The organism is Haloglomus irregulare (genome assembly GCF_007421925.1).
Taxonomy (GTDB): domain Archaea; phylum Halobacteriota; class Halobacteria; order Halobacteriales; family Haloarculaceae; genus Haloglomus; species Haloglomus irregulare.
The window spans coordinates 325,022-347,946 of the sequence record NZ_QMDX01000001.1; the positions used below are offsets into that span (position 1 = coordinate 325,022).

The 22,925-nt window shown below is 70.0% G+C and carries 26 protein-coding genes; 23 read left to right on the plus strand and 3 right to left on the minus strand.

The genetic code is table 11. The features are described 5' to 3' along the window. Positions 1 to 68: 68 nt before the first annotated feature. A complete protein-coding gene (locus tag DP107_RS01780) occupies positions 69 to 818 on the minus strand; it encodes a 4-phosphopantoate--beta-alanine ligase (protein ID WP_144260415.1) in 750 nt (249 codons plus the stop codon). 393 nt (positions 819 to 1,211) lie between these two features. Between DP107_RS01780 and DP107_RS01785 the strand changes: the two genes are divergently transcribed. Genes DP107_RS01785 through DP107_RS01795 form a run of 3 tightly spaced genes read left to right on the plus strand, consistent with a single transcriptional unit; the run spans position 1,212 to position 6,175 of the window. After that, the gene (locus DP107_RS01785) at positions 1,212 to 1,517 is read left to right on the plus strand and encodes a DUF7518 family protein (RefSeq protein WP_144260416.1); all 306 of its coding nucleotides are present in this window, start codon (positions 1,212 to 1,214) and stop codon (positions 1,515 to 1,517) included. A 22-nt stretch (positions 1,518 to 1,539) separates the two neighbouring features. Next, positions 1,540 to 5,139, plus strand: coding sequence for a chromosome segregation protein SMC (gene smc / locus DP107_RS01790; RefSeq protein ID WP_144260417.1), 3,600 nt, complete (start codon positions 1,540 to 1,542; stop codon positions 5,137 to 5,139). Further along, on the plus strand, positions 5,132 to 6,175 hold the full coding sequence (locus DP107_RS01795; protein ID WP_144260418.1) for a segregation and condensation protein A: 1,044 nt from the start codon (positions 5,132 to 5,134) through the stop codon (positions 6,173 to 6,175). The genes smc and DP107_RS01795 overlap by 8 nt, the downstream gene beginning before the upstream one ends. On the opposite strand, the gene DP107_RS01800 is transcribed toward DP107_RS01795, so the two are convergent. Together DP107_RS01800 and mtnP are read right to left on the minus strand one after the other, a co-directional pair. Then, entirely contained in the window at positions 6,172 to 7,077 is a 906-nt protein-coding gene (locus DP107_RS01800) for a halocarboxylic acid dehydrogenase DehI family protein (RefSeq protein ID WP_144260419.1), read from the minus strand. The genes DP107_RS01795 and DP107_RS01800 overlap by 4 nt on opposite strands. Before the next feature lie 187 nt (positions 7,078 to 7,264). After that, positions 7,265 to 8,119, minus strand: coding sequence for an S-methyl-5'-thioadenosine phosphorylase (gene mtnP / locus DP107_RS01805; RefSeq protein WP_144260420.1), 855 nt, complete (start codon positions 8,117 to 8,119; stop codon positions 7,265 to 7,267). A 123-nt stretch (positions 8,120 to 8,242) separates the two neighbouring features. Here mtnP and DP107_RS01810 point away from each other — a divergent pair, with 123 nt between their 5' ends. From DP107_RS01810 to DP107_RS01905, 20 genes are all read left to right on the plus strand, one after another. Further along, positions 8,243 to 9,970 carry a radical SAM protein gene (locus tag DP107_RS01810; protein ID WP_144260421.1) on the plus strand — a complete coding sequence of 576 codons (1,728 nt, stop codon included), beginning with the start codon at positions 8,243 to 8,245 and terminating at the stop codon, positions 9,968 to 9,970. A 229-nt stretch (positions 9,971 to 10,199) separates the two neighbouring features. After that, a complete protein-coding gene (locus DP107_RS01815) occupies positions 10,200 to 12,014 on the plus strand; it encodes a flippase-like domain-containing protein (protein ID WP_144260422.1) in 1,815 nt (604 codons plus the stop codon). A 320-nt stretch (positions 12,015 to 12,334) separates the two neighbouring features. Continuing rightward, positions 12,335 to 13,300 carry a transcription initiation factor IIB gene (locus DP107_RS01820; protein ID WP_144260423.1) on the plus strand — a complete coding sequence of 322 codons (966 nt, stop codon included), beginning with the start codon at positions 12,335 to 12,337 and terminating at the stop codon, positions 13,298 to 13,300. Between the two features lie 507 nt (positions 13,301 to 13,807). Then, positions 13,808 to 14,749 carry a putative RNA uridine N3 methyltransferase gene (locus DP107_RS01825; protein WP_144260424.1) on the plus strand — a complete coding sequence of 314 codons (942 nt, stop codon included), beginning with the start codon at positions 13,808 to 13,810 and terminating at the stop codon, positions 14,747 to 14,749. A gap of 120 nt (positions 14,750 to 14,869) precedes the next feature. Beyond that, positions 14,870 to 15,877 (plus strand): 50S ribosomal protein L3, encoded by a 1,008-nt coding sequence (locus tag DP107_RS01830; RefSeq protein ID WP_144260425.1) that lies wholly within the window; start codon positions 14,870 to 14,872, stop codon positions 15,875 to 15,877. Positions 15,878 to 15,880: 3 nt separating this feature from the next. Beyond that, positions 15,881 to 16,627, plus strand: coding sequence for a 50S ribosomal protein L4 (gene rpl4p / locus DP107_RS01835; protein WP_144260426.1), 747 nt, complete (start codon positions 15,881 to 15,883; stop codon positions 16,625 to 16,627). After that, positions 16,624 to 16,881 carry a 50S ribosomal protein L23 gene (locus DP107_RS01840; protein ID WP_144260427.1) on the plus strand — a complete coding sequence of 86 codons (258 nt, stop codon included), beginning with the start codon at positions 16,624 to 16,626 and terminating at the stop codon, positions 16,879 to 16,881. The genes rpl4p and DP107_RS01840 overlap by 4 nt, the downstream gene beginning before the upstream one ends. Continuing rightward, a complete protein-coding gene (locus tag DP107_RS01845; RefSeq protein ID WP_144260428.1) occupies positions 16,882 to 17,613 on the plus strand; it encodes a 50S ribosomal protein L2 in 732 nt (243 codons plus the stop codon). Between the two features lie 2 nt (positions 17,614 to 17,615). Further along, positions 17,616 to 18,044, plus strand: coding sequence for a 30S ribosomal protein S19 (locus tag DP107_RS01850; protein WP_144260429.1), 429 nt, complete (start codon positions 17,616 to 17,618; stop codon positions 18,042 to 18,044). A gap of 3 nt (positions 18,045 to 18,047) precedes the next feature. After that, entirely contained in the window at positions 18,048 to 18,518 is a 471-nt protein-coding gene (locus DP107_RS01855; protein WP_144260430.1) for a 50S ribosomal protein L22, read from the plus strand. Further along, a complete protein-coding gene (locus tag DP107_RS01860) occupies positions 18,518 to 19,426 on the plus strand; it encodes a 30S ribosomal protein S3 (protein WP_144260431.1) in 909 nt (302 codons plus the stop codon). Before DP107_RS01855 ends, DP107_RS01860 begins: the two co-directional genes overlap by 1 nt. Further along, complete coding sequence (gene rpmC / locus DP107_RS01865; RefSeq protein ID WP_144260432.1) at positions 19,423 to 19,623, plus strand: 50S ribosomal protein L29; 201 nt, start codon at positions 19,423 to 19,425, stop codon at positions 19,621 to 19,623. Before DP107_RS01860 ends, rpmC begins: the two co-directional genes overlap by 4 nt. Then, positions 19,620 to 19,952 (plus strand): ribonuclease P protein component 1, encoded by a 333-nt coding sequence (locus DP107_RS01870; protein ID WP_185977158.1) that lies wholly within the window; start codon positions 19,620 to 19,622, stop codon positions 19,950 to 19,952. Before rpmC ends, DP107_RS01870 begins: the two co-directional genes overlap by 4 nt. Further along, positions 19,943 to 20,269: a 30S ribosomal protein S17 gene (locus DP107_RS01875; protein WP_144260434.1), complete on the plus strand. Its 327-nt coding sequence runs from the start codon at positions 19,943 to 19,945 to the stop codon at positions 20,267 to 20,269. The genes DP107_RS01870 and DP107_RS01875 overlap by 10 nt, the downstream gene beginning before the upstream one ends. Next, entirely contained in the window at positions 20,269 to 20,667 is a 399-nt protein-coding gene (locus tag DP107_RS01880) for a 50S ribosomal protein L14 (RefSeq protein WP_144260435.1), read from the plus strand. Before DP107_RS01875 ends, DP107_RS01880 begins: the two co-directional genes overlap by 1 nt. Continuing rightward, the gene (gene rplX, locus DP107_RS01885) at positions 20,664 to 21,026 is read left to right on the plus strand and encodes a 50S ribosomal protein L24 (protein ID WP_144260436.1); all 363 of its coding nucleotides are present in this window, start codon (positions 20,664 to 20,666) and stop codon (positions 21,024 to 21,026) included. Before DP107_RS01880 ends, rplX begins: the two co-directional genes overlap by 4 nt. After that, complete coding sequence (locus DP107_RS01890; protein ID WP_144260437.1) at positions 21,023 to 21,832, plus strand: 30S ribosomal protein S4e; 810 nt, start codon at positions 21,023 to 21,025, stop codon at positions 21,830 to 21,832. Before rplX ends, DP107_RS01890 begins: the two co-directional genes overlap by 4 nt. After that, a complete protein-coding gene (locus DP107_RS01895) occupies positions 21,825 to 22,352 on the plus strand; it encodes a 50S ribosomal protein L5 (RefSeq protein WP_144260438.1) in 528 nt (175 codons plus the stop codon). Before DP107_RS01890 ends, DP107_RS01895 begins: the two co-directional genes overlap by 8 nt. After that, entirely contained in the window at positions 22,349 to 22,531 is a 183-nt protein-coding gene (locus tag DP107_RS01900) for a 30S ribosomal protein S14 (RefSeq protein ID WP_144260439.1), read from the plus strand. The genes DP107_RS01895 and DP107_RS01900 overlap by 4 nt, the downstream gene beginning before the upstream one ends. After that, complete coding sequence (locus tag DP107_RS01905; RefSeq protein WP_144260440.1) at positions 22,531 to 22,923, plus strand: 30S ribosomal protein S8; 393 nt, start codon at positions 22,531 to 22,533, stop codon at positions 22,921 to 22,923. Before DP107_RS01900 ends, DP107_RS01905 begins: the two co-directional genes overlap by 1 nt. Positions 22,924 to 22,925: the final 2 nt, after the last annotated feature.

Genomic DNA, 22,925 nt, shown 5'->3' on the forward strand with positions numbered 1-22,925 from the left:
CCGCGGCGACCCGGACGGTCGCGCCGCTGGTGTACGGCCTCCGTCGGGAGAAGCGGGGTCCGGGACGGTCAGTCCAGGTCGCCGCTCCGGATGGCGTCCTCGGCGGTCCCGAGCGCCGTCTCGGGATCGAACCCGTCGATGACGTCGCGCAGCGCCGTCTCGGGGGCGTCGCGCAGGTCCCGGGCGTGCTCGGTGATGTTCGGGATCGCCCGGATGACGTTGTCCACGATGGGAACGCTCGCGGACTGCGCCGAGCGCGAGAGCGGGTTCAGGTCGATGACGAGCTCCGTCTTCCCCATCGCGGCCAGCGCCTCGGCGCGGTCGCCGTCCTCCAGCGGGACGAGTACGACGTCGGCGCTCCCGATGCCGTCGGCGTCGACCGTCGCGCGCTCGTGGTCCAGTCCGGGGATGCGGCCGTCGGCGGACAGGCCGAGCACCGCCTCGGCGCCGTGCTCGCGGAGGTGGTCGGCGATGCGCTCCATCCGTTCCGCCGTGCGATTGAACAGGTTCACCTCGATGTCGGCGCCGGTCGCGTCGGCGAGTTCGACCACCTCGCCCGGACAGAGCGCGGCCACGTTGCCGTTCACCGAGACGACAGCCTGGTCCGCGAGGCGGAAGTGGGCGGCGGCGACACGGGCCGCCTCGTCGGCCGAGGGGATGGTGCGCTCGCCGAGGAGGTAGTCGTAGGCCTCCCCCCGGCCCTGGGCGATGAGGCCCTGTTTCGAGGTGATCCCCTTCTCGACGCCCGCCTCGATGCGGTGGCGGGTCAGCAGCGACTCGTACCGGGGGTGGCTCTCCGGCACGTCGACCTCCGTCATGGGCGCCGATGGGTGACGGGGGGTAAAAAGGCGTGCGTCGTGCGGCCAAGCGCCGATCCGCACCGAGTCGGTGGCCCGGAGGGGCGGCGAAACGGTATCACTGTAACTACCGTTGTCCCGTTGTTCCTTCAGACGTTCGGACGATATCGGCGGTTCGTTCGAGTTGTTCGGGGCGTTCGAGTGGAATCAGGGTCGGTCGCCGACCAGCCACGTCCGAGCGCACGCCCGGGGACGACACCGGCGGGTCGCCAACCGGGGTCGCGGGCGGCTGCTGGACCGTCCCGGTCCCCCCGAACTCCGCGCCGGGCGGCGGCGCCGGCGCGACAGACGTGCGTCTGACGGGGTGTGGATGTCTGACGCATGTTTAAGAGGTGGCAGGGACCGAATGGGTGTATGACCGGCAACCGGGTCGAGGAACTCGAGGCGAAAGTGCGCTCCCTGGAAGCGACCGTCGACGGCCTGACGGACGAACTGGTCGAGTGCAAGGAGCGCATCCAGCATCTGGAGGCCGAGGTCGAGCCCGAGCCCTCGGGCAGCGACATCATGGCCCCGGAGCCGACCGGCAGTCAGCCGGGAATGGGCGAGGAGGCGCCCCAGGAGAAGGTCGACGAGGCGGTCGAATCAGCCGACGAGGCTAAGAACGAGGCGAGCGACGGAACCGACGAGGACTCCGCGTCGGACGACATCATCGTCGCCTGAACGCGGGGCACGAGCGCCCCACATGCATATCAAAGAGCTCGTACTGGACGACTTCAAGAGCTTCGGCCGGAAGACGCGCATCCCGTTCTACCGGGACTTCACCACCATCAGCGGCCCGAACGGCTCGGGCAAGTCGAACATCATCGACGCCGTCCTGTTCGCCCTGGGACTCGCCCGGACCTCGGGCATCCGCGCCGACAAGCTCACCGACCTCATCTACAACCCCGGCCACGAGGGCGAGTCCGACGACTTCGACGGTGAGCGGGAGGCCAGCGTGGAGGTCATCCTCGACAACAGGGACGACACGCTGGACCGCTCGCAGGTCGTCTCCGCCGCGGGCACCGAGGACGTCGGCGATGTCGCGGAGATCGCCATCCGCCGGCGAGTGAAGCAGACCGACGAGGAGACCTACTACTCCTACTACTACCTGAACGGCCGCTCGGTCAACCTCTCGGACATCCAGGACCTGCTCGCGCAGGCCGGGGTCACCCCGGAGGGGTACAACGTCGTGATGCAGGGCGACGTGACCGAGATCATCACGATGACCGCGGGCCGGCGCCGCGAGATCATCGACGAGATCGCCGGGGTCGCCGAGTTCGACGCGAAGAAGGCCGACGCCTTCGAGGAGCTGGAGACCGTCGAGGACCGCGTCGAGGAGGCCGACCTCCGCATCGAGGAGAAGCGAAAGCGGCTCGACGAGCTCGAGGACGAGCGCGAGACCGCGATCCAGTACCGCGACCTGAAGCGGGAGAAGGCCGAGTACGAGGGCTACCTGAAGGCCGCGGAGCTGGAGACCAAGCGGACGGAGCTGGCGGAGACCCGCGAGGCCATCACGGGGGCCGAGGCGGAGCTCGAGACGCTCCGCGAGGAGCTGGACAGCCGCCAGGGGAAGGTCACCCGTCTGGAGGACGAGCTCGCGGAGCTGAACCGCGAGATCGAGCGGAAGGGTGAGGACGAGCAGCTCGCCATCAAGCGGGAGATGGAGGAGATCAAGGGTGAGATATCCCGGCTCCAGGACAGGATCGGGAACGCCGAGGAGCGCATCGAGGCCGCCGAGAACGAGCGCCGGCAGGCGTTCGTGCAGATCGACCGGAAGAACGAGGAGGTCGAGGACCTCGAGGAGGAGATCCGCCGGCTGAAGGTCCAGAAGTCCTCGCTGAAGGCCGACAAGGTCGAGAAGCGCGAGGCGCTCGACGAGGTCGAGGCCGAGATCGAGGCCATCGACACGGAGTACGACGAGCTTCGCGACGAGCTGGCCGAGCGACGCGCCGAGCTGGACGGGCTCAAGGACGAGAAGAACGAGCTCCAGCGCGAGCAGGACCGGCTGACCGACGAGGCGCGCCGGCGCTCGAACGAGGAGCGCGAGAAGCGCGAGGCCATCGAGGCCGCCGAGGCCGAGCTGCCGGAACTCCGGGCCGAACTGTCGGACCTGGAGGACGAGCGCGAGAAGGCCGGGCGGAACCGCGAGACCATCACGGAGGTCGTCGAGGACCTGAAGCAGGAGAAGCGGTCGCTCGGCGACGACCTCGACGAGGTCGAGGACGCGCTGAAGGCAAAGCAGTCCGAGTACGCGGAGCTCGAGGCCAACGCGGGCCAGGACGGCGAGGAGTCGTACGGCCGGGCCGTGACGACGGTACTCAACGCCGACCGCGAGGGCGTCCACGGGACCGTCGGCCAGCTGGGCGGCGTCCCCGGCGAGTACGCGACCGCCTGCGAGACCGCCGCCGGCGGGCGGCTGGCCCACGTCGTCGTCGACGACGACGGGGTCGGCCAGTCCTGCATCGAGTACCTGAAATCCCGCGGCGCCGGCCGGGCGACCTTCCTCCCGCTGAACCAGATGGACCGGCGTGGGCTGCCGAGCGCCCCGGACCTGCCGGGTGTGGTCGATTTCGCGTACAACCTCGTCGACTTCGACCCGACCTACGCCGGCGTCCTCTCGTACGTGCTGGGCGACACGCTCGTCGTCGAGGATATGGGGACCGCCCGCGACCTGATGGGGGACTACCGCATCGTCACGCTGGACGGCGAGCTGGTCGAGAAGAGCGGGGCGATGACGGGCGGCTCCTCGTCGGGGTCGCGCTACTCGTTCACCAAGAGCGGGAAGGGCCGCATCGAGCGGGTCGCCGAGCGCATCAACGAGCTGGAGGACCAGCGCCGGGAGCTCCGCGAGGGGATCCGCGACGTGGAGGACCGGCTGGAGGACGCTCGCGACCGGCAGTCCAACGCGACCGAGCAGGTCCGCGACGTCGAGAGCGAGATCGACCGCGTCGAGGGCGAGATCGCCGACACCGAGGCGCGTATCGAGGGACTGGAGGACGAGCTGGACGGGATCGAGGCCCAGCGCGAGGAGGTCTCCGCCGAGATGGACGATATCGAGGGGCGGATCGCGGCGAAGACGGAGGCCATCGAGTCGGTCGAAGCCGACATCGCGGCGCTGGAGGCGGAGCTGGAGGCCTCGGAGATCGCCGAGCTGAACGCCGAGGCCGACGAACTCCGCGAGGCGATCGACGACCTCGACGACCGGATGGACGATATCGACGGCGAGCTGAACGAGCTCGGCCTGGAGAAGCAGTACGCCGAGAGCGATATCGACGATCTCCACGATACCATCGAGACGGCACAGAACCGGAAGGCCGAGGCCGAGGCCGCCGTCGAGGAGCTGGAGGCCGAGGTCGACGAACAGGAGGACCTGCTCGCCGAGAAGGAGGCGGCCGTCGAGGAGCTGGAGGCGGAGCTGGCGGAGCTGAAGGGCGAGCGCGAGGACCTGAAGGACGACCTCCGGGCGGCCCGACAGGCGCGTGACGAGCAGAAGGACGCCGTCGCCGGGGTCGAGTCCGAGTGCTCGGAGCTGGAGTCCGAGGCCGAGCGGCTGGCATGGGAGGTCGAGGAGCTGGAGGGCGAGGTCGGCGACTACGACCCGGAGGAGATCCCCGACCACGGGTTCGTCAAGGGGCAGATCACGAAGCTGGAGAACCGGATGACGGAGCTGGAGCCGGTCAACATGCGGGCCATCGACCAGTACGAGACCGTCGAGGACGACCTCGGGGACCTGCAGGAGAAGCGCGAGGTCCTGCAGGAGGAGGCCGACGGCATCCGCGAGCGCATCGAGGGCTACGAGGAGCGCAAGCGCGAGGTGTTCATGGAGGCCTACGAGGGCATCGACGAGCATTTCCAGCGCATCTTCGCGAAGCTCTCGGACGGCTCCGGGGAGCTCCACCTGGAGGACGAGGCCGACCCGTTCGACGGCGGGCTGACGATGAAGGCACAGCCGCGTGACAAGCCGGTCCAGCGGCTGGCCGCGATGAGCGGCGGCGAGAAGTCGCTGACCGCGCTCGCCTTTATATTCGCCATCCAGCGGTACAACCCGGCGCCGTTCTACGCACTGGACGAGGTGGACGCCTTCCTCGACGCGGCCAACGCCGAGATGGTCGGCGAGATGGTCGACGAACTGGCCGGCGAGGCCCAGTTCGTCGTCGTCTCCCACCGGGCCGCGCTGCTGGAGCGCTCCGAGCGCGCCATCGGCGTGATGATGCAGGACGACAACGTCTCCGCCGTCACGGGAATCGACCTCTCCGAGGAGGGTCCCGACGCCGACGGCGACGAGGTGGTCGCGGATGACTGAGGACGATATCCCGCTGGACATCACGGGCCACGACGACCGGGCGCACCCGGACGGGGAGGATGACGACCCCGGGGCGGAGGCGGACACCGGGGTGTCGAGGGGCGAGCCGTCGGTCGAGACGCCCGGGGTGGGTCCCGAGGACGACGCGGCGGGGACCGGGACGGGCCTCGGCGGCTTCTCGGTGGCCGACGAGGTCGACGCGGTCGCGGAGAGCGACGTCGATGTCGACGACGACGGCGTCGAGCCGGTCGAGCTGCTGGTGCGGCTGGCCGACGAGAGCCGCATCGACCCCTGGGACATCGACATCGTCACCGTCACCGACGCGTTCCTCGACGAGCTGGACGACGCCGACATCCGCACGGGCGGGCGGGCGCTGTTCTACGCGAGCGTACTCCTGCGGATGAAGAGCGACGCGATGCTGGCCGACGACGAGGACGAGGCGTGGGCCGACGAGCGCGAGCCCTGGGAGGTCGCCTGGGAGGGCGGGACGGCCGGCGACCCGATGGACGACGAGCCGGCGGTCGACCCCATCGACGGGCTGGAGCAGGAGATGGAGCGCCGGCTCGACCGGCGCAACGCACGGGGGATGCCTCGGACACTGGACGAACTGGTCCGGGAGCTCCGCGAGCGTGAACGGGACTCCTGGTGGAAGGAGTCGCGCAGCTACGACACCAGCGACTCCCCCGGCGGCTACGCCCGCGGCACCCAGACCCTGGACTACCGCGCCGGCGACGACGTCCGGATGGACGACGAACCCACGGTCGAGGACGTGACCGGCACCGCCCACGACGAGCAGATGGAGGACGTCATCACGGACGTCTACACGGCGCTACGCGAGCGGTACGACGGGGGACGCGCGGAGGTGCTGTTCGCCGAGGTGGACGCCGCCGGCGGCAGCCGCGTGCAGACGTTCCTCGGACTGCTCTTTCTCGCACACCGCGGGCAGATCCGGCTCGAACAGGACGAGACGTTCGGCGACCTCTGGGTGCAGGACCCCGCCGCCGTGGAGGGGAGCGAGGAGGCCGTCGCGGATTAGAGCCGCCAGTCCCGCTCCCCGGTCGCGTCGACCGTCGCCGCCAGCGCGTGCAGGACCGGGAGCACGCTACTCACACCGCTTGCGAACGCAGCGAACGTCTCCCGGAGGTCCTCGAGCGCGTCGTCCGGGTCGTCGACGCCGGCCGCGGCGAGCGTCCCGGCCGTCACGGTGAACGGTGCCGGTGGGCGGTCGAGGAGCCCGTCCACCGTCCCGTCCGCGGCCGCCTCGGCCGCCGCGAAGCCCGCCGACGAGTCGCCGGCCGCCGCGCGGAGCGGTTCGAGATCGGCCCACACCCGCTCCAGATACGACGGCCACTGTGCGGCACAGCGGTAGATGGAGGGGAGGAACTCGGTACCGTGGTACGCGTCGATGTCGGCGACGGTCTCGGGCGCGGCGTCCCGTGCGGCGTCGCTGTCGAGGACCGTCACCCGGGCGCCGCGGTCGGCGTCGAGCCACGCCGGCGCGGGCGCGGTCGCGGCGTGCCCCCCGCGCGGGGCGTCGAACGACCCGGAGCACGCCCGGTCACAGACCGCGAACAGCGCGGCCAGCCGCGGCGCGACGGTATCGAACGTCGCCAGCTGGCCCCGGAGCGTCGCGAACGCCGACGGTGAGAGGCCCACATCGCCGGGGTCGTACGTCGGGAGGCCGGGCCCTTCGGCCGTCCCCTCCAGCGCGTCGAGCACGCGGTCGCGGTACCGCACGGAGAAGTCGGCGAACGCGCGGGTCTCGAAGGTCGGCTTCACCGCCGCCCAGAGATGCCGCGCCGCGAGCGGCCGGTTCGCGACCAGCGCCCGCCAGATGCTGTTGACGATGGGTGCCCGGAACGTCGCCATCACGTCCTGGTAGAGCCCGCGACGCCAGCCGGTCGCGTCGGCGAGGTGGAGCTGCTCGGTCAGGTCCATGTCCGGTCCCCGGGGCGGTGGGGCTTAGTGGTTGGTCCCGTCCACGCCGGGCGGGTCGGTCACGGAACGCCCGTCGGGTGGTCCGGGGGACACCGGGACCGCGTTTACCGGGAGTTCGAACGCGTTATCGCCGCCATATCCGTCATATTTCGCCGATACATCGGATATCCCGGCAGGAGCGGTGCCGCTACTGCGTGTCGAGGTACTCCCCGGCCAGCAGTTCCAGCGGCTCCCGCGTCCCTGCAGGGATGGCCTCGACGGGCGTGGTGATGGCGCCCGCGAGTGCCGACCCGCAGTCGCAGTCGCGCTCGGCGGGCAGGTCGCGGATGGCCCGCTCGAGGACGGCGTTGATGGCGCCCTCGTTCGCCGCGGCGTTTGCCTGGACCTCCGCCAGGGTGACCGACTCGTCGCGCCAGACGTCGTAGTCGGTGATGCCGGTCAGCGGGACGTAGCAGAGTTCGGCCTCGCGGGCGAGGTTCGCCTCCGGGACGGTGGTCATCCCGATGACGTCCCAGTCGTTGGCGCGGTAGAACTCGCTCTCGGCGCGGGTTGAGAACTGCGGCCCCTCGATACAGACGTAGGTCCCATCCTCGACGAGGTCGGCGTCGGTCGCGTCGCCGCAGGCCACGAGGTGCTCGCGCATATGTGGGCAGTACGGCTCGGCCATGGAGAGGTGGGCGACGACGCCGTCGCCGAAGAAGCTCATCGGCCGGTGTTTCGTGCGGTCGAAGTACTGGTCCGGGACGACCAGCGTCCGCGGCGGCAGGTCCTCGCGGAGGCTGCCGACGGCGTTCGTCGCGAACACGCGGTCGACGCCGACCTGTTTCAGCGCGTGGACGTTCGCCCGGTAGGGGAGGTCCGTCGGCGACAGCTCGTGGTTGCGGCCGTGCCGCGGGAGAAAGACGACCTCCTCGCCGGCCAGTTCGCCGACCGTCAGCGTCCCGCTCGGCTCACCGAAGGGCGTCTCGACGTACCGTGTCGCCTCGTTCTCGAGGTCGAGTGCCTCGTACACCCCGCTGCCGCCGATGATTCCCACGGTCATACCGGGACACGCGGCGGGGTGCCACTTGAGTTCCCGTGTCCGCGGGGTGGCTCGTGCCGGGGCCGCGCCGGCGCCCCGACCGGGTAGTCACGCTCTTGTCCCTCGACACGAAAGGTTACGGTAATGAACGACCCCGCCGACCTCGACGTGACCCTGGTGGACGGCTACGTCGACGAGCCGGCCCACTTCGGCGTACCCCCCTACATCTCGACGTATCCGCGGTACACCGCCGGGGCGCTGGTCGACGCCGGGGTCCCCCGCGATAACATCACCTACCACACCATCGACGCGCTCCGCGAGGAGCGGTCGCGTTGGGCGGACGTCGCCGAAGCCGACCTGCTGGTCTACATCGGCGGGATGACCGTCCCCGGGAAGTACGTCGGCGGGACGCCCGCGGAGCCGGACGAGGTGCGCGAACTGGCGTGGACCGCGGACGGGACGAGTCTCATCGGTGGCCCGGTCCGGTTCGGCGTCGGCGAGGCCAACGAAGGCGCGACGGAGACCGCCCGCGACGACCTCGACTTCGACTTCCTGGCGATGGCCGACGTCGAAGCCGCCGCCTACGACCTCGCACACGGCGGCATGGAGGGGTTCGAGGACCGCTACCGCTCGAACGAGGAGATCGGCCGCTGGGCCCGCCAGGGCGCGTTCGTGGTCGAGGAGCATCCCAACCACCCGGACTACCTCATCGCGGAGCTGGAGACCTCGCGGGGCTGCCCGTACCGGTGTTCGTTCTGCACGGAACCGATGTACGGAGACCCCTCCTTCCGGAGCGTTGATAGCGTGACGGGGGAGGTCGAGGCGTTGTACGGCAACGGGGTCCGGGATTTCCGGCTGGGGCGACAGGCCGACATCCTCGCCTACGGCGGCGACGGCGAGCGCCCGAACCCCGAGGCGCTCCGGGCGCTGTACGGCGGCATCCGGGAGGTGGCGCCCGACCTCGACACGCTCCACCTCGACAACATGAACCCCATCACGGTCGTCGAGTGGCCGGAGAAGGCCCGCGCCGGCATCGAGGTCATCGCCGAGCACAACACGCCCGGCGATACGGCGGCGTTCGGGCTGGAGTCGGCGGACCCGCTGGTGCAGGCGGAGAACAACCTGAACGTCACCGCCGAGGAGTGCTTCCGAGCGGTCCGCATCGTCAACGAGGCCGCGGGCTGGCGCCCGGGCGGGGACCGCGAGACGGCCCCCAATCACGGCCCCGAGGCCGCGCGCCGGCTCCCGAAGCTCCTGCCGGGCATCAACCTGCTCCACGGGCTGAAAGGCGAGCGCGAGGAGACGTACGAGCACAACCGGCAGTTCCTCCAGCGCGTGCTCGACGAGGGCCTGATGCTTCGCCGGGTCAACATCCGACAGGTGATGGCGTTCGAGGGGACCGACATGGCCGAGACGGGCGCCTCCGTCGCACACGCGCACAAGGAGCAGTTCAAGCAGTACAAATCCGAGATCCGCGAGACGGTCGATAACCCGATGCTCCAGCGCGTCGCGCCGCCGGGGACGGTCCTGCCGGACGTCCACCTGGAGTACCACCAGGACGGGAAGACGTTCGGCCGGCAACTCGGGACCTACCCGCTGCTCGTGGCGGTTCCGGGCGAGCGCGAACTCGGGCAACGGCTGGACGTGGCCATCACGGACCACGGCTACCGCTCCGTGACGGGCGTCCCGCACCCGCTGGATATCAACAGCGCGTCGATGGACGAGTTGGCGGCGATCCCGGGTATCGGCCGGCAGCGCGCCGGCGACATCGTCGTCAACCGGCCGTTCGAGTCGGCGACCGCGGCGTCCGACCACGTGGAGACGGACCTCTCGCAGTTCGCGACGGCGCGGCCGCCGGCCGGCGCGGACTGACACGAACCCCGAGCGGCGGCGAAACGGCCACCGCCCTCTGCGAGGTCCTCGACCTCGAGTGCCCCATCGTCGAGGCGTCTATCGGGAGCGCGACCTGCCCCGGACTGGCGACGGTCGCCGACATCGGCGGGCTAGGCCATCTCGCGGCGGTCCGGCGGCTCGTCGCCGAGGCCGCGCTGGCACGACCCGGAGAGGAAACCACTTAGGCCGTCGTGACAACCCACGGACGATGAGCACCGGCACGGAGGTGAGCGTCGTCCTCCCCTCGTACAACGAGGCGGACACCATCCAGCACACCGTCGAGACGACGCTGGAGACGCTCGCCGCCTTCCTGCCGGCGGGGGCGTTCGAGGTCATCGTGGCCGAGGACGGCTGCGAGGACCGCACCCCGGAGATCGCCGCCCGGCTGGCCGACGCCGACCCGCGGGTCCGGCATTTCCACAGCGACGAGCGGCTGGGCCGCGGCGGTGCGCTGGAGCGGGCCTTCCGGGCGGCCGACGGCGGGACGCTGGTCTACTTCGACACCGACCTGGCGACGGACATGGCCCACCTGGAGGAGCTGGTCGAGAGCGTCCGGTCGGAGGGGTACGACGTGGCCACGGGCTCGCGGCGGCTGCCCGGCCGGAAGCAGGACCGCGACCCCGAGCGCGGCGTCGCCTCGACCGGCTTCAACACGCTCGTCCGGCTCTTCCTCCGGTCGGAGCTCCACGACCACCAGTGCGGGTTCAAGGCGTTCGACCGGGAGGCACTGTTCGCCCTGCTGGACGACGTGGCCGACGAGCACTGGTTCTGGGACACGGAGGTGCTGGTCCGGGCCCAGCGCGCCGGCTACCGGGTCAGGGAGTTCCCCGTCGACTGGACGCCACAGGGCGACACCAAGGTCGACCTCGTCCGGGACGTGTTCGGGATGGGGAGCCAGATCCTCCGGGTCTGGTGGGAGTTCGCGGTCGCGCCCCGCATCACCCGTCGGGTGACCGTGGGCGTCGGGACGCTGCTGGTCCTCGCCGCCGTCGCGCTGATGACGGTCTATCTGGACCCCTCCGAGGTCCTCGACCGCATCGCGGCGGCGGACCCCCGGCTGGTGGGGCTGGCGGCGGTCGTCTACGCGCTCTCCTGGCCGCTCCGGGGCGCGCGCTACCGGGACGTCCTGGCCGAGCTGGGCTATCGCGAGAGCGTCGGCTTCCTGACGGGGGCCGTCTTCATCTCACAGACCGGCAACCTGGTCTTCCCCGCCCGTGCGGGCGACGCCGTGCGAGCGTACGTGGTGAAGACACGGCGGGCGGTACCGTACCCGACGGGGTTCGCGTCGCTCGCGGTCGAGCGGGTGTTCGACCTGCTGACCATCGCGGGGCTCGCGGGGACGGTCCTCGTCGCCTTCGCGCTGGCGGGGCTGGACCCGACGAGCGCCGGGGGCGGCGACGTGGCACGGAGCGGCCGGACGGCGCTGGTCGTCGCCGCCGGGGTCGGCGTCGTGGCAATCCTCGCCGTCCTCGCCATCGTCCTCTCGGCGCGGTCGGACCGGAACCTCGTCCGGCGGGCGATGCGGGCGGTCAGTACGGACTCGTACGCGGACTGGGTTGCGGGAATCATCGAGCAGTTCGTCGGCGACATCCAGCGGGTGGCCGGCGACCGCGGCGCCTTCGCCCGGGTCGGCGCCAGCAGCGTCGTCATCTGGTCGCTGGACGTGGTGACGGCGCTGCTGGTGTTCGCGGCGTTCGAGCCCGCGCTGGCCACGGGCCGGCCGGTGCTGGTCGTCGCGGTCGGGTTCTTCGCCGTCAGCGTCGGCAACCTGGCGAAGGTGCTCCCGCTCTCGCCGGGCGGCGTCGGCCTCTACGAGGGCGCGTTCACCCTGCTCGTCGTCGGGCTCACGCCCGTCGCTGCCGGAACGGCGCTCGGCGTCGCCATCATGGACCACGCGGTCAAGAACGTCGTCACGCTCATCGGTGGGGTGGCCGCGACGCTGCTGCTCAACGTCTCGCTCACGACGGCCGTCGAGGAGTCCCGGGAGGTCGACTCCGACGAGACCGCGGCGCGGGACGACTGAACGGACGTGGAGTTACCGACGGGACGGCCGACCGCGGAACGACATACATGAGTTATGATACGACCGGTGACACCGATGTAACCACAGCCGGGAGTCGGCCCAGAGGAGCACGTTTCGTCCCTCTCCGTCATCCGGTGGCGCGAGGCCCCACCTGTTGCCACTGATTGTTCGACGCCGCTCGGGAGCGGAGTATCGGCGAACGGATAGGTCGGGCGCCGGGCGTCGGAACTCGGTACTACTAAATACGAGTTTCCGGTAGTGTATACGGTACGAAGGCGACGGGGCAGCGCTCGTCCCGCGCGACGCACGGCCTATCACCAATGAGTGAACGAGTCAACACCCGCGAGTGGGACCCGACCCAGGAGACGACCGAGGAGACCGACGAACAGCACGGCTGCCCGGAGTGCGGTGGGAACCTGGCGACCGACACCGAACACGGCGAGACGGTCTGTGAGGACTGTGGTCTCGTCGTCGACGAGGACAGCATCGACCGTGGGCCGGAGTGGCGCGCGTTCGACGCCGCCGAGAAGGACCAGAAGTCCCGCGTCGGCGCGCCGACGACCAACATGATGCACGACAAGGGGCTGTCGACCAATATCGACTGGCGCGACAAGGACGCCTACGGCAACTCCCTGTCGAGCAAGCAGCGCCAGAAGATGCAGCGCCTCCGGAAGTGGAACGAGCGCTTCCGGACGCGCGACTCCAAGGAGCGCAACCTCAAACAGGCCCTCGGCGAGATCGACCGGATGGCCTCCGCGCTGGGGCTCCCGGACAACGTCCGGGAGACGGCCAGCGTCATCTACCGCCGGGCCCTCGACGAGAACCTCCTGCCCGGCCGCTCCATCGAAGGGGTCTCGACGAGTGCGCTCTACGCCGCCGCCCGGCAGGCGGGCGTCCCGCGCTCGCTCGACGAGGTCGCCGGCGTCTGCCGCGTCGAGAAGGACGAGATCGCCCGCACATACCGCTACGTCGCGCGCGAACTCGGCCTGGAGATCGCCCCGGCGGACCCGGAGAGCTACGTGCCCCGGTTCGCCTCCGACCTCGACCTCAGCGAGGAGGCCGCCGGCCGAGCGCGCGAACTGCTGCAGTCGGCGAAGGCGGCCGGCATCCACTCGGGGAAGTCGCCCGTCGGCCTGGCGGCCGCCGCGGTCTACGCCGCCTCGCTGCTGACCAACGAGAAGGTCACCCAGAGCGAGGTCGGCGAGGTCGCCGACATCTCGGAGGTCACCATCCGCAACCGCTATCACGAACTGCTGGAAGCCGAGCAGGGCCTGACGATGGCCTGATACGGCCGGTATTACCTCCGAACTCCCCGTATTTCCCTGATGTTCTCTGATTAGTCTCCGAGTCTCGGGTATATCCGTGGGGCCGGCCGGTACAGCCGTCGTCTCGACGCGTCGCCAGTACCGACGAGGGGACTCACGAGGCTCCCGGCCCATGGGGTGCTGGAGGTTCGCCGTTCCCGTTGGTCGGGCGGGCGCATCCTGGCGGTCGGGTCGGGGGGCCGCCGAGAGATGCGCGAGGGCGTCGAGCGTGGTTCCATCGTCGCAGGTACGTCGTAGCGGCGCGGGCTTCGCGGGCGGTCCTATCGCCGTTGTAGGGGTTCGGTGCCGTGGCCGGGTGTCCCGTCGGTGGGGTTCAGTTCCCGGAATCGCTTGCCGGCACCACGTCAGGCGTTCCCACGGCGAAGCCCGTGTCAGAACGCCACAGAGCCGGCGTAGAAACGCTATCCTTTTAGGTGCGGGTTCGGTATACCGGCACAGTCTAGTGGCCCGGCGTGGAAGCGCCATGGCATGACACGCAGCGTGCTCGTGCCGTCGTCACTGGTCCGGGAGGCCGAGGACAAGCGGGCTGCGACCCGCAAGCTCGGCTACGTCGCCCGCGCGGCGGCGGTGTTCCGGGTCGACCGGCTGGTGGTCTACCCCGATCCGCTCGGGGAGCCGGACGCCAGCTGGGGTGACGGCGGGTTCGTGCACACCGTACTCGCGTACGCCGCCACGGCCCCCTACCTCCGAAAGGAGGCCTGGGGCAGGCGGGGCGAACTGGAGTACGCGGGCGTGCTGCCGCCGCTCCACCTGGGTGCACGGACCGGCTCCGGATCCGACGGTTCGGGGTCGTCAAGACAGGGCATCGTGACCGAGGTCGGACCTGAGGAGCGCGTCCGGGTCAATTGCGGCCTGCAACACCCGATCTCCCTCCCGGTGCCGCCAGAGATGGCGGTCCCGAGCGAGGGGGAACGCGTAACCATCAGGGTTTCCTCGCGCGAACCGGTTCGCGCCAAGCTCGTCGACGAACCCCAGCCGGGGTTCGACGTCGAACGCGCGGGCCTCGCTGCAACGCTCGCTCGAGCCGACGCCGGCGTCCGCATCGCCGCGTCCCGGTTCGGGGCCGAGCTCTCCGTCGCCCGACTCGACTCGCTCCAGGCGGAGCGGGAGTCGGCCGGCGGCTGGACGGTGGCCTTCGGCGCCCCCGAACGGGGGCTGCCGGAGGTGCTCGACGTGGACGTCGAGGCCGTCCGGGCAGCGCGTGAGGGAACTCCGAGTGAGACTAGTACCGTGGCCGTGGCCGGCCACACCGACACCGACGACGCACCCGCGGCGGGTGCATCCACCGAACCGCGCGACCCGCGGTTCGACCTCTGGCTCAACACGGTCCCCGACCAGGGTAGCGAGACGGTGCGAACGGAGGAGGCGATGTTCGCAACGCTCTCGCCCCTGCGTCTCCCCCGCGAGTAGGGGGTTCGGGGGCGTCGACTGTCGCGATGTGCGAGGAGGGGCGCCCACGCGGCGCGTGGCGACCCACACCTCGGCACCGACACCGGGCGCCCACCAGACAGTGGACGGAGGAGAACACACATGCCACAACCAAGCAGACCACGCAAGGGTTCGATGGGCTACAGCCCGCGGTCCCGGACGTCCAGCGAGGTGCCCCGCATCTCGACCTGGCCCGAGGACGGCGACCAGCCCGCGATTCAGGGGTTCGCCGGGTACAAGGCCGGCATGACGCACGTCGTCATGATCAACGACGAGCCGGATTCGCCGCGCGAGGGGATGGAGGAGACCGTCCCCGTGACGGTGGTGGAGACGCCGCCGGTGCGAGCGGCCGCCCTGCGAGCCTACGAATCGACGCCGTACGGACAGCGACCGATCACCGAGGTGTGGGCCGACGCCGAGGACCGGCACGAGGACCTCGAGCGTGCGGTTTCGGGCCCGGACGAGATGGACGACGCCGACCTCCGGACGGCCCTCGACGAGGGTCGCGTGGACGACGTGCGTCTCATCACGCACACCGTTCCCGGCGAGCTCGCGAGCGTCCCGAAGACCGAACCCGACGTGATGGAGACGCGTGTCGGCGGCCCGGCCGTCGAGGAGCGTGTCGAGTTCGCCCTGGACCTCATAGCGGAGGGCGGGGCCCACGACGTCACCGACGTCTTCCGCGCCGGCGAGTACGCCGACGTCGCGGGCGTCACGAAGGGGAAGGGCACCCAGGGCCCGGTCAAGCGCTGGGGCGTCCAGAAGCGGAAGGGCAAGCACGCCCGCCAGGGGTGGCGCCGACGCATCGGCAACCTCGGCCCGTGGAACCCCTCGCGGGTCCGCTCGACGGTCCCCCAGCAGGGGCAGATGGGGTATAGCCAGCGGACGGAGCTGAACAAGCGACTCCTCGCGCTGGACGAGGGCGAGATGGCGCCCGACGGCGGCTTCGTCAACTACGGCGAGGTCGACGGGCCGTACGCGCTGGTCAAGGGCTCCGTGCCCGGGCCGGACAAGCGGCTCCTGCGTCTCCGCCCCGCGGTCCGCGCGACGAAACAGCCGCCCCTCGACCCCGAGGTGCGGTACGTCTCGACGGAATCCAACCAGGGATAGATCATGGAAGCAACAGTACGCGATCTGGACGGCGAGGACGCCGGGAGCGTGGAGCTGCCGGACGTGTTCGGGACGGTCCACCGACCGGACCTCATCAAGCGAGCCGTGCTCGCCGCCCAGGCCAACCGACGACAGGACTACGGTACCGACGAGTTCGCGGGCCTCAGGACGCCCGCCGAGTCCCCCGGCTCCGGCCGCGGGATGGCGCACGTCCCCCGACAGAACGGCGTCGCCAAGCGCGTCCCCCAGACGGTGGGCGGGCGCCCGGCGCATCCGCCGAAGGTCGAGAAGGACCGCACGCTCGATATCAACGACAAGGAGCGCCAGTTCGCCGTCCGCTCGGCACTGGCGGCCACGACCGACGCCGAACTGGTGGCCGAGCGCGGCCACGAGTTCGACGAGGACGTCGAGCTCCCGCTCGTCGTCTCCGACGAGTTTGAGGACCTCCAGAAGACCCAGGCGGCCCTGAGCACCCTGGAGGCCCTCGGCGTCGCCGACGACGTGCAGCGGGCCGACGACGGCCGCAAGATCCGCTCCGGCAAGGGGACGGGTCGGGGTCGGAAGTACAAGCGGCCCAAGTCCGTGCTCGTCGTGACCAGCGAGGAGCCGTCCCGCGCCGCCCGCAACCTGGCGGGCGTCGACGTGGCGACGGCCGACGAGGTCAATGCAGAGGACCTCGCGCCCGGGGCCCACCCCGGTCGCCTGACGCTGTTCACCGAGTCCGCGCTCGCGGAGGTGGCCGGCCGATGACGGGGGATGTCGTCAAGCACCCGCTCGTCACGGAGAAGGCCATGAACAAGATGGACTTCGAGAACAAGCTCCAGTTCGTCTGCGACATGGACGCGACGAAGGGCGAGATCTCGGCGGAGGTCGAGGAGCGCTTCGACGTCCGCGTCACGGGTGTCAACACCCAGAACACGATGCAGGGTCAGAAGAAGGCGACCGTCACGCTCCACGAGGACGACGACGCACAGGACGTCGCGTCCCGTGTGGGGGTGTTCTAGATGGGGCGTCGCATCCAGGGCCAGCGGCGTGGGCGCGGGACGCCCACGTTCCGTGCGCCCTCGCACCGGTACAAGGCGGACCTCTCCCACCGGAAGGTGGAGGACGGCGACGTGGTCGCCGGGGAGATCGTCGGCATCGAGCACGACCCGGCGCGCAGCGCGCCGGTCGCGGACGTCGAGTTCGAGGACGGCGACCGCCGTCTGGTGCTCGCCCCCGAGGGCATCGCCGTCGGGGACCGGCTCCAGGTCGGCGTGACCGCCGAGGTCGCGCCGGGGAACACGCTCCCGCTGGCCGAGATCCCGGAGGGGGTCCCGGTCTGCAACGTGGAGCGCCAGCCCGGCGACGGCGGGAAGTTCGCGCGCGCCTCCGGCGTCAGCGCGGACCTGATGACACACGACCGCAACGCCGCGGTCGTCCAGCTCCCGTCGGGCGAGGTGCGACGGCTGAGCCCGGATTGCCGCGCCACCATCGGCGTGGTCGCCGGCGGCGGCCGGACGGAGAAGCCGTTCGTCAAGGCCGGCAACAAGTATCACAAGATGAAGGCGCGCGGTGGGAAGTACCCCACCGTCCGGGGCGTGGCGATGAACGCCGTCGACCACCCGTTCGGTGGCGGCGGCCGCCAGCACCCCGGCAAGCCAAAGAGCATCTCCCGGAACGCCCCGCCGGGACGCAAGGTCGGTGACATCTCCTCGCGACGAACGGGTCGCGGGGGCAAAGGGGGTCGAGACTGATCATGAGTTCCGAATACCAGATCGGCCGCGACAAGGACGAGGAGTTCACGTTCCGCGGCCACACGCTCGGCGAGCTGCAGGAGCTGTCGCTCGACGAGGTCGCGGAACTGCTACCCGCCCGCCAGCGGCGGAGCATCACCCGAGGGCTGACGACCGAGCAGGAGAAGCTGCTCAAGGACGCCCGCGAGGCCGAGGAGGAGGAGACGGCCAACGACCCGCTCCGGACGCATCTGCGTGACATGCCCGTGCTGCCCGAGATGGTCGGCCTCACCTTCGAGGTGTACAATGGACAGGAGTTCAGCCGTGTCCTGGTCGAGCCGGAGATGCTCGGTCACTTCCTCGGCGAGTTCGTCCTCACCCGAACCTCGGTCGAACACGGCCAGGCCGGTATCGGCGCGACCCGGTCCTCGAAGTTCGTGCCCCTCAAGTAAACAATGGGAATCAGCTACTCGGTAGACGTCGACCCGGACGCAACGGCGAAAGCGATGCTCCGGGAGCGGCACATGAGCCACAAGCACAGCAAGGAGATCGCCAAGGAGATCAAGGGGATGACCGCAGGCGAGGCCGTCGACTACCTCGAACAGGTCATCGCCGGCGAGCGTTCGGTCCCGTTCAAGTCGCACAACTCCGGTGTCGGTCACCGGAACGATATCGACGGCTGGGACGCGGGTCGCTACCCGGAGAAGGCCAGCGAGGCCTTCCTCGACCTGCTGGAGAACGCCACGAACAACGCCGACCACCAGGGGTTCGACGGCGAGACGATGCGCATCGCGCACGTCGCCGCCCACAAGGTGGGCGAGTCCCCGGGGCGCAAGCCCCGCGCGTTCGGACGCGCCTCCGAGTGGAACACCCCGCAGGTCGACGTCGAGATGGTCCTCGCCGAGACCGATGGGGATGATAACTGATGGCGGACGAGCATCAGTTCATCGACAACGGCCTCGAGCGGACCCAGATCGACGAGTTCTTCCAGGACGAGCTGTCCCGAGCGGGCTACGGCGGCATGGACGTCGCCCAGACCCCGATGGGAACACAGATCGTCCTCAAGGCCGAGAAACCCGGGATGGTCATCGGGAAGGGCGGGAAGAACATCCGGAAGATCACCTCCGAGCTCGAGTCGCGGTTCGACATGGACGATCCGCAGATCGACGTCCAGGAGGTCGACGAGCCGGACCTGAACGCCCAGATCGTCGCCGACCGGCTGGGGAACGCCCTGGAGCGTGGCTGGTACTTCCGGAAGGCCGGCCACACGACCATCGACCGTATCATGGAGTCCGGCGCGCTGGGCGCCGAGATCATCCTGAGCGGGAAGGTAACCGGCGCCCGGTCGCGCGTCGAGAAGTTCAACCGCGGCTACATCAAGCACAACGGCGAGCCCGCCGAGACCGTCGTCGACGAGGGGCAGGGCGTCGCCGTGATGAAGCTCGGGACCATCGGCGTCAACGTCAAGATCATCCCGCCGGACGCGGAGCTCCCCGACGACTTCGAGGTCTACGAGGACGTCGAGGTCGAGGACTACATCGAGGAGCCCGAGGACGGCGTTGAGGACCTACTCGAGGGCGAGCCCGAGGACGGCGACGCACCCGAGGCCGAGCCCGAACCGGCCGACGACGAGGCCGCCGTCGACGTCGAGGAGGTCATCGAGGAGGAGGTCGAGGAGGAGCCCGAGCCGCCCGTCGAGCCCGAGGAGGGGATCGAGGAGGAGCTCGAGGAACTCGAGGAGTCCGTCGAGGAGGAGGCCGAGGACCTGATGGAGCAGATGCCCGACGAGGCCGACGAGGGCGCGCAGGCACCCGCCGACGAGGGTGAGCAATGACGGTCCTGCACGTCGAGGAGATCCGCGACATGACGCCGGCCGAGCGGGAGGCGGAGCTGGAGGAGCTCGAGACCGAGCTGCTCAACGCGCGGGCGGTGCAGGCCGCCGGTGGTGCCCCGGACAACCCCGGGCGCATGCCGGAGCTGCGGAAGGCCATCGCGCGCATCAAGACGATCCAGAACGAGGAGGACGACTGACGATGCCGACCCCCGAGACGCTCCCGCGACACGAGCTCATCGGCCTGCCGGTCCGCGTCGCCGACGCCACCCACGACGGGTACGTCGGCCTCGGGGGCCGCGTGGTCGACGAGACGACGCGGACGCTGGCGGTGGACGGCTCGGGGACCGGCGTGCGGCAGGTCCCGAAGGCGGCGGCGACGTTCGAGTTCCGCCTGCCCGGCACGGGCGATGACGCCCCGGCGCACGGTGCGCGGGGGGCAGACCAGTTCGTGACCGTGGCCGGCGAGCGACTCGTCGCTCGCCCCGCCCGACGGACCGAACACAGAGGTGATTCGATATGGCGCTAGGACTGAACGCAGCAACACCAGAGGCGGCCTGTGCCGACCCCAACTGTCCCTTCCACGGGGAGCTCTCCGTGCGGGGCGGGGTCATCGAGGGACAGGTCGCGTCGACAGACATGGACAAGACCGTCGTCGTCGAGCGGGAGTACGACGTGACGGTGCCCAAGTACGACCGGCTGATGAAGCGCCGGTCGCGGGTATCCGCACACCACCCGCCGTGCCTCGACGTCGAGGTCGGCGACACGGTCCGTATCGCAGAGACACGACCGCTCTCGAAGACGAAGAGCCACGTCGTGATCGATACCAAGGAGGACGAGGGCTGATGGAGGCGCTCAACGCCGACGTCACGCCCGGCCTCGAGAAGGGCTCGCTCATCCGGTGTGCGGACAACACCGGGGCGCGCGAGCTGAAGGTCATCAGCGTGTCGGGCCAGTCCGGCACCAAGAACCGGCATCCGAAGGCCGGCCTGGGTGACAAGGTGATGGTTTCGGTCACGAAGGGCACCCCGGAGATGCGACGGCAGGTCATCCCTGCAGTCGTCATCCGGCAACGCAAGCCCATCCGCCGTCCCGACGGGACGCGGGTCAAGTTCGAGGACAACGCGGCGGTCGTCATCGACGACAACGAGGACCCCCGCGGGACCGAGTTGAAGGGCCCCATCGCCCGCGAGGTCGCCGAGCGGTTCGGCTCCATCGCATCAACCGCGACGATGATAGTATGAGCAAGCAGCCATCCAAACAGCGGACACGACAGCGACGTGCGCCGCTCCACGAGAAGCAGAAGCAGGTCCGTGCCCACCTCTCGGAGGAGCTCCGGGAGGAGTACGGCACGCGGTCCGTCCGCGTCAACGCGGGCGACACCGTGGAGGTCCAGCGTGGCGACTTCGCCGGGGAGACCGGGGAGGTCGTCGACGTCGACCTCCGCGACGCGGTCATCAACGTCGAGGACGTGACGGTCGAGAAGGCGGACGGGGAGGAGGTGCCCCGTGACCTCGACGCGTCGAACCTCGTCGTGACCGGTCTGGACCTGGAGGACGACCGTCGCGAGGAGCGGCTGAACGAGACGGAGGGTGACGGATGACGCGCCACCAGAAGCGGCTCTCGGTGCCCAACTCGTGGCCGGTCGAGCGCAAGACCTCCACGTACACGGTCAAGGCCGACGCCGGCCCGCACGGCGAGAGTGGGGTCCCCCTGCTCATCGTCCTGCGCGACGTGCTCGGCTACGCTGACTCCCGGAAGGAGACCCGGTACGCGCTCGAACAGGACAACGTCCTGGTCAATGGCGAGCCCGCCAGCGACGAGGAGCGTCCCATCGGGATGTTCGACATCGTGGAGTTCACCGAGCGGGACGAGCACTACCGGGTCTTCCCCGACCAGGGCGGGCGGCTCGCGCTGACGGCGATCGACGCCGAGAGCGCCGGCTCCCGGCTCGGCAAGGTCGTCGGCAAGACCCAGGAGCCCGGGGGCGACACGCAGCTCACGCTGCACGACGGCGCCACGCTCCGGACCGACGACGGGAGCATCTCGACGAACGACTCCATCGTCGTCTCCAACGACGACAGCTCGATCGTCGCGCATTTCCCGTACGAGGAGGGCGCGCTGGTGACCGCCGTCCGCGGCAGTCACGCCGGCGAGATCGGCCGAATCGACCGGATTCAGGTCACGCCCGGCTCCTCGCAGAACAACGTCCTCATCGAGGGCGACGACGGCCGCTTCGAGACGGTCGAGGACTACGTCGTCGTCATCGACGAGAACTTCACCGACGAGGAGGGCGCGGCCGAGCCCGACGTCACCGCCACCGACGAGGACGAGGCGGACGCCGGCACGGAGGACCTCGGGACCGACGCCGATGCCGACGAGGACGAGGAGGTGACCGACGATGAGTAGCGACGCAGCAGGCGAGTTCCACGAGATGCGCCGCCCGCGCATCGAGAAGGTCGTCGTCCACATGGGTGTGGGCGAGGGTGGGCGCGAGCTGGCCACCGGCGAGGAGATCCTCGCCGAGGTCGCGGGCCAGGAGCCCGTGCGAACGACCGCCAAGGGCACCATCGCCGAGTTCGGCGTCCGCGAGGGCGACCCGATCGGCGCGAAGGTGACGCTGCGCGACGACGCGGCGCGCGAGTTCCTCGAGAAGTCGCTGCCGCTGGTGGAGCTGGCCGAGCGCCAGTTCGATGCGTACGGCAACTTCTCGTTCGGGGTCGAGGAGCACACCGACTTCCCGAGCCAGGAGTACGACCCGAGCATCGGTATCTACGGGCTGGACGTGACGGTCAACCTCGTCCGCCCGGGCTACCGCGTGCGCAAGCGGGACAAGGCATCGAGCGACATCCCCCCGCACCATCGGCTCGACGCGGCGGACGCGGTGGCGTTCATCGAGCAGGAGTTCGACACGGAGGTCAACGAATGAGCGAGAGTGAAGCAGAAGAGCAACCCACCGGCGAGAACGCTGCAAAGCGTACCGGTGCGCTGCACGCCTGCCAGCGGTGCGGGCGCGAGCAGGGCCTGGTCGGGAAGTACGACATCTGGCTCTGCCGGCAGTGTTTCCGGGAGATCGCCCGCAGCATGGGGTTCGAGAAGTACAACTAATGGCAGGCAACGATCCACTGGCCGCCGCGCTGTCGGGCGTCGACAACGCCGAGCGCGTCGGCCACCTGACGCATGAGGTCGAGCCCGCCTCGAACGAGATCGGCTCCGTGCTCGAGGTCTTCTACGACCGCGGGTACGTCGACAGCTTCCAGTACGTCGACGACGGGAAAGCCGGCGTGTTCGAGGTCGAACTGAGCGGAGCCATCAACGAGTGTGGCGCGGTCAAGCCACGCTACTCCGCAGGCGCCGACGAGTTCGAGCGCTGGGAGAAGCGATTCCTCCCGGCGCGGGACTACGGCGCGCTGGTCGTCACCACCTCGCAGGGGGTCATGTCCCACTACGAGGCGCGTGAGACCGGCATCGGTGGCCAGGTCATCGCCTACGTATACTGACA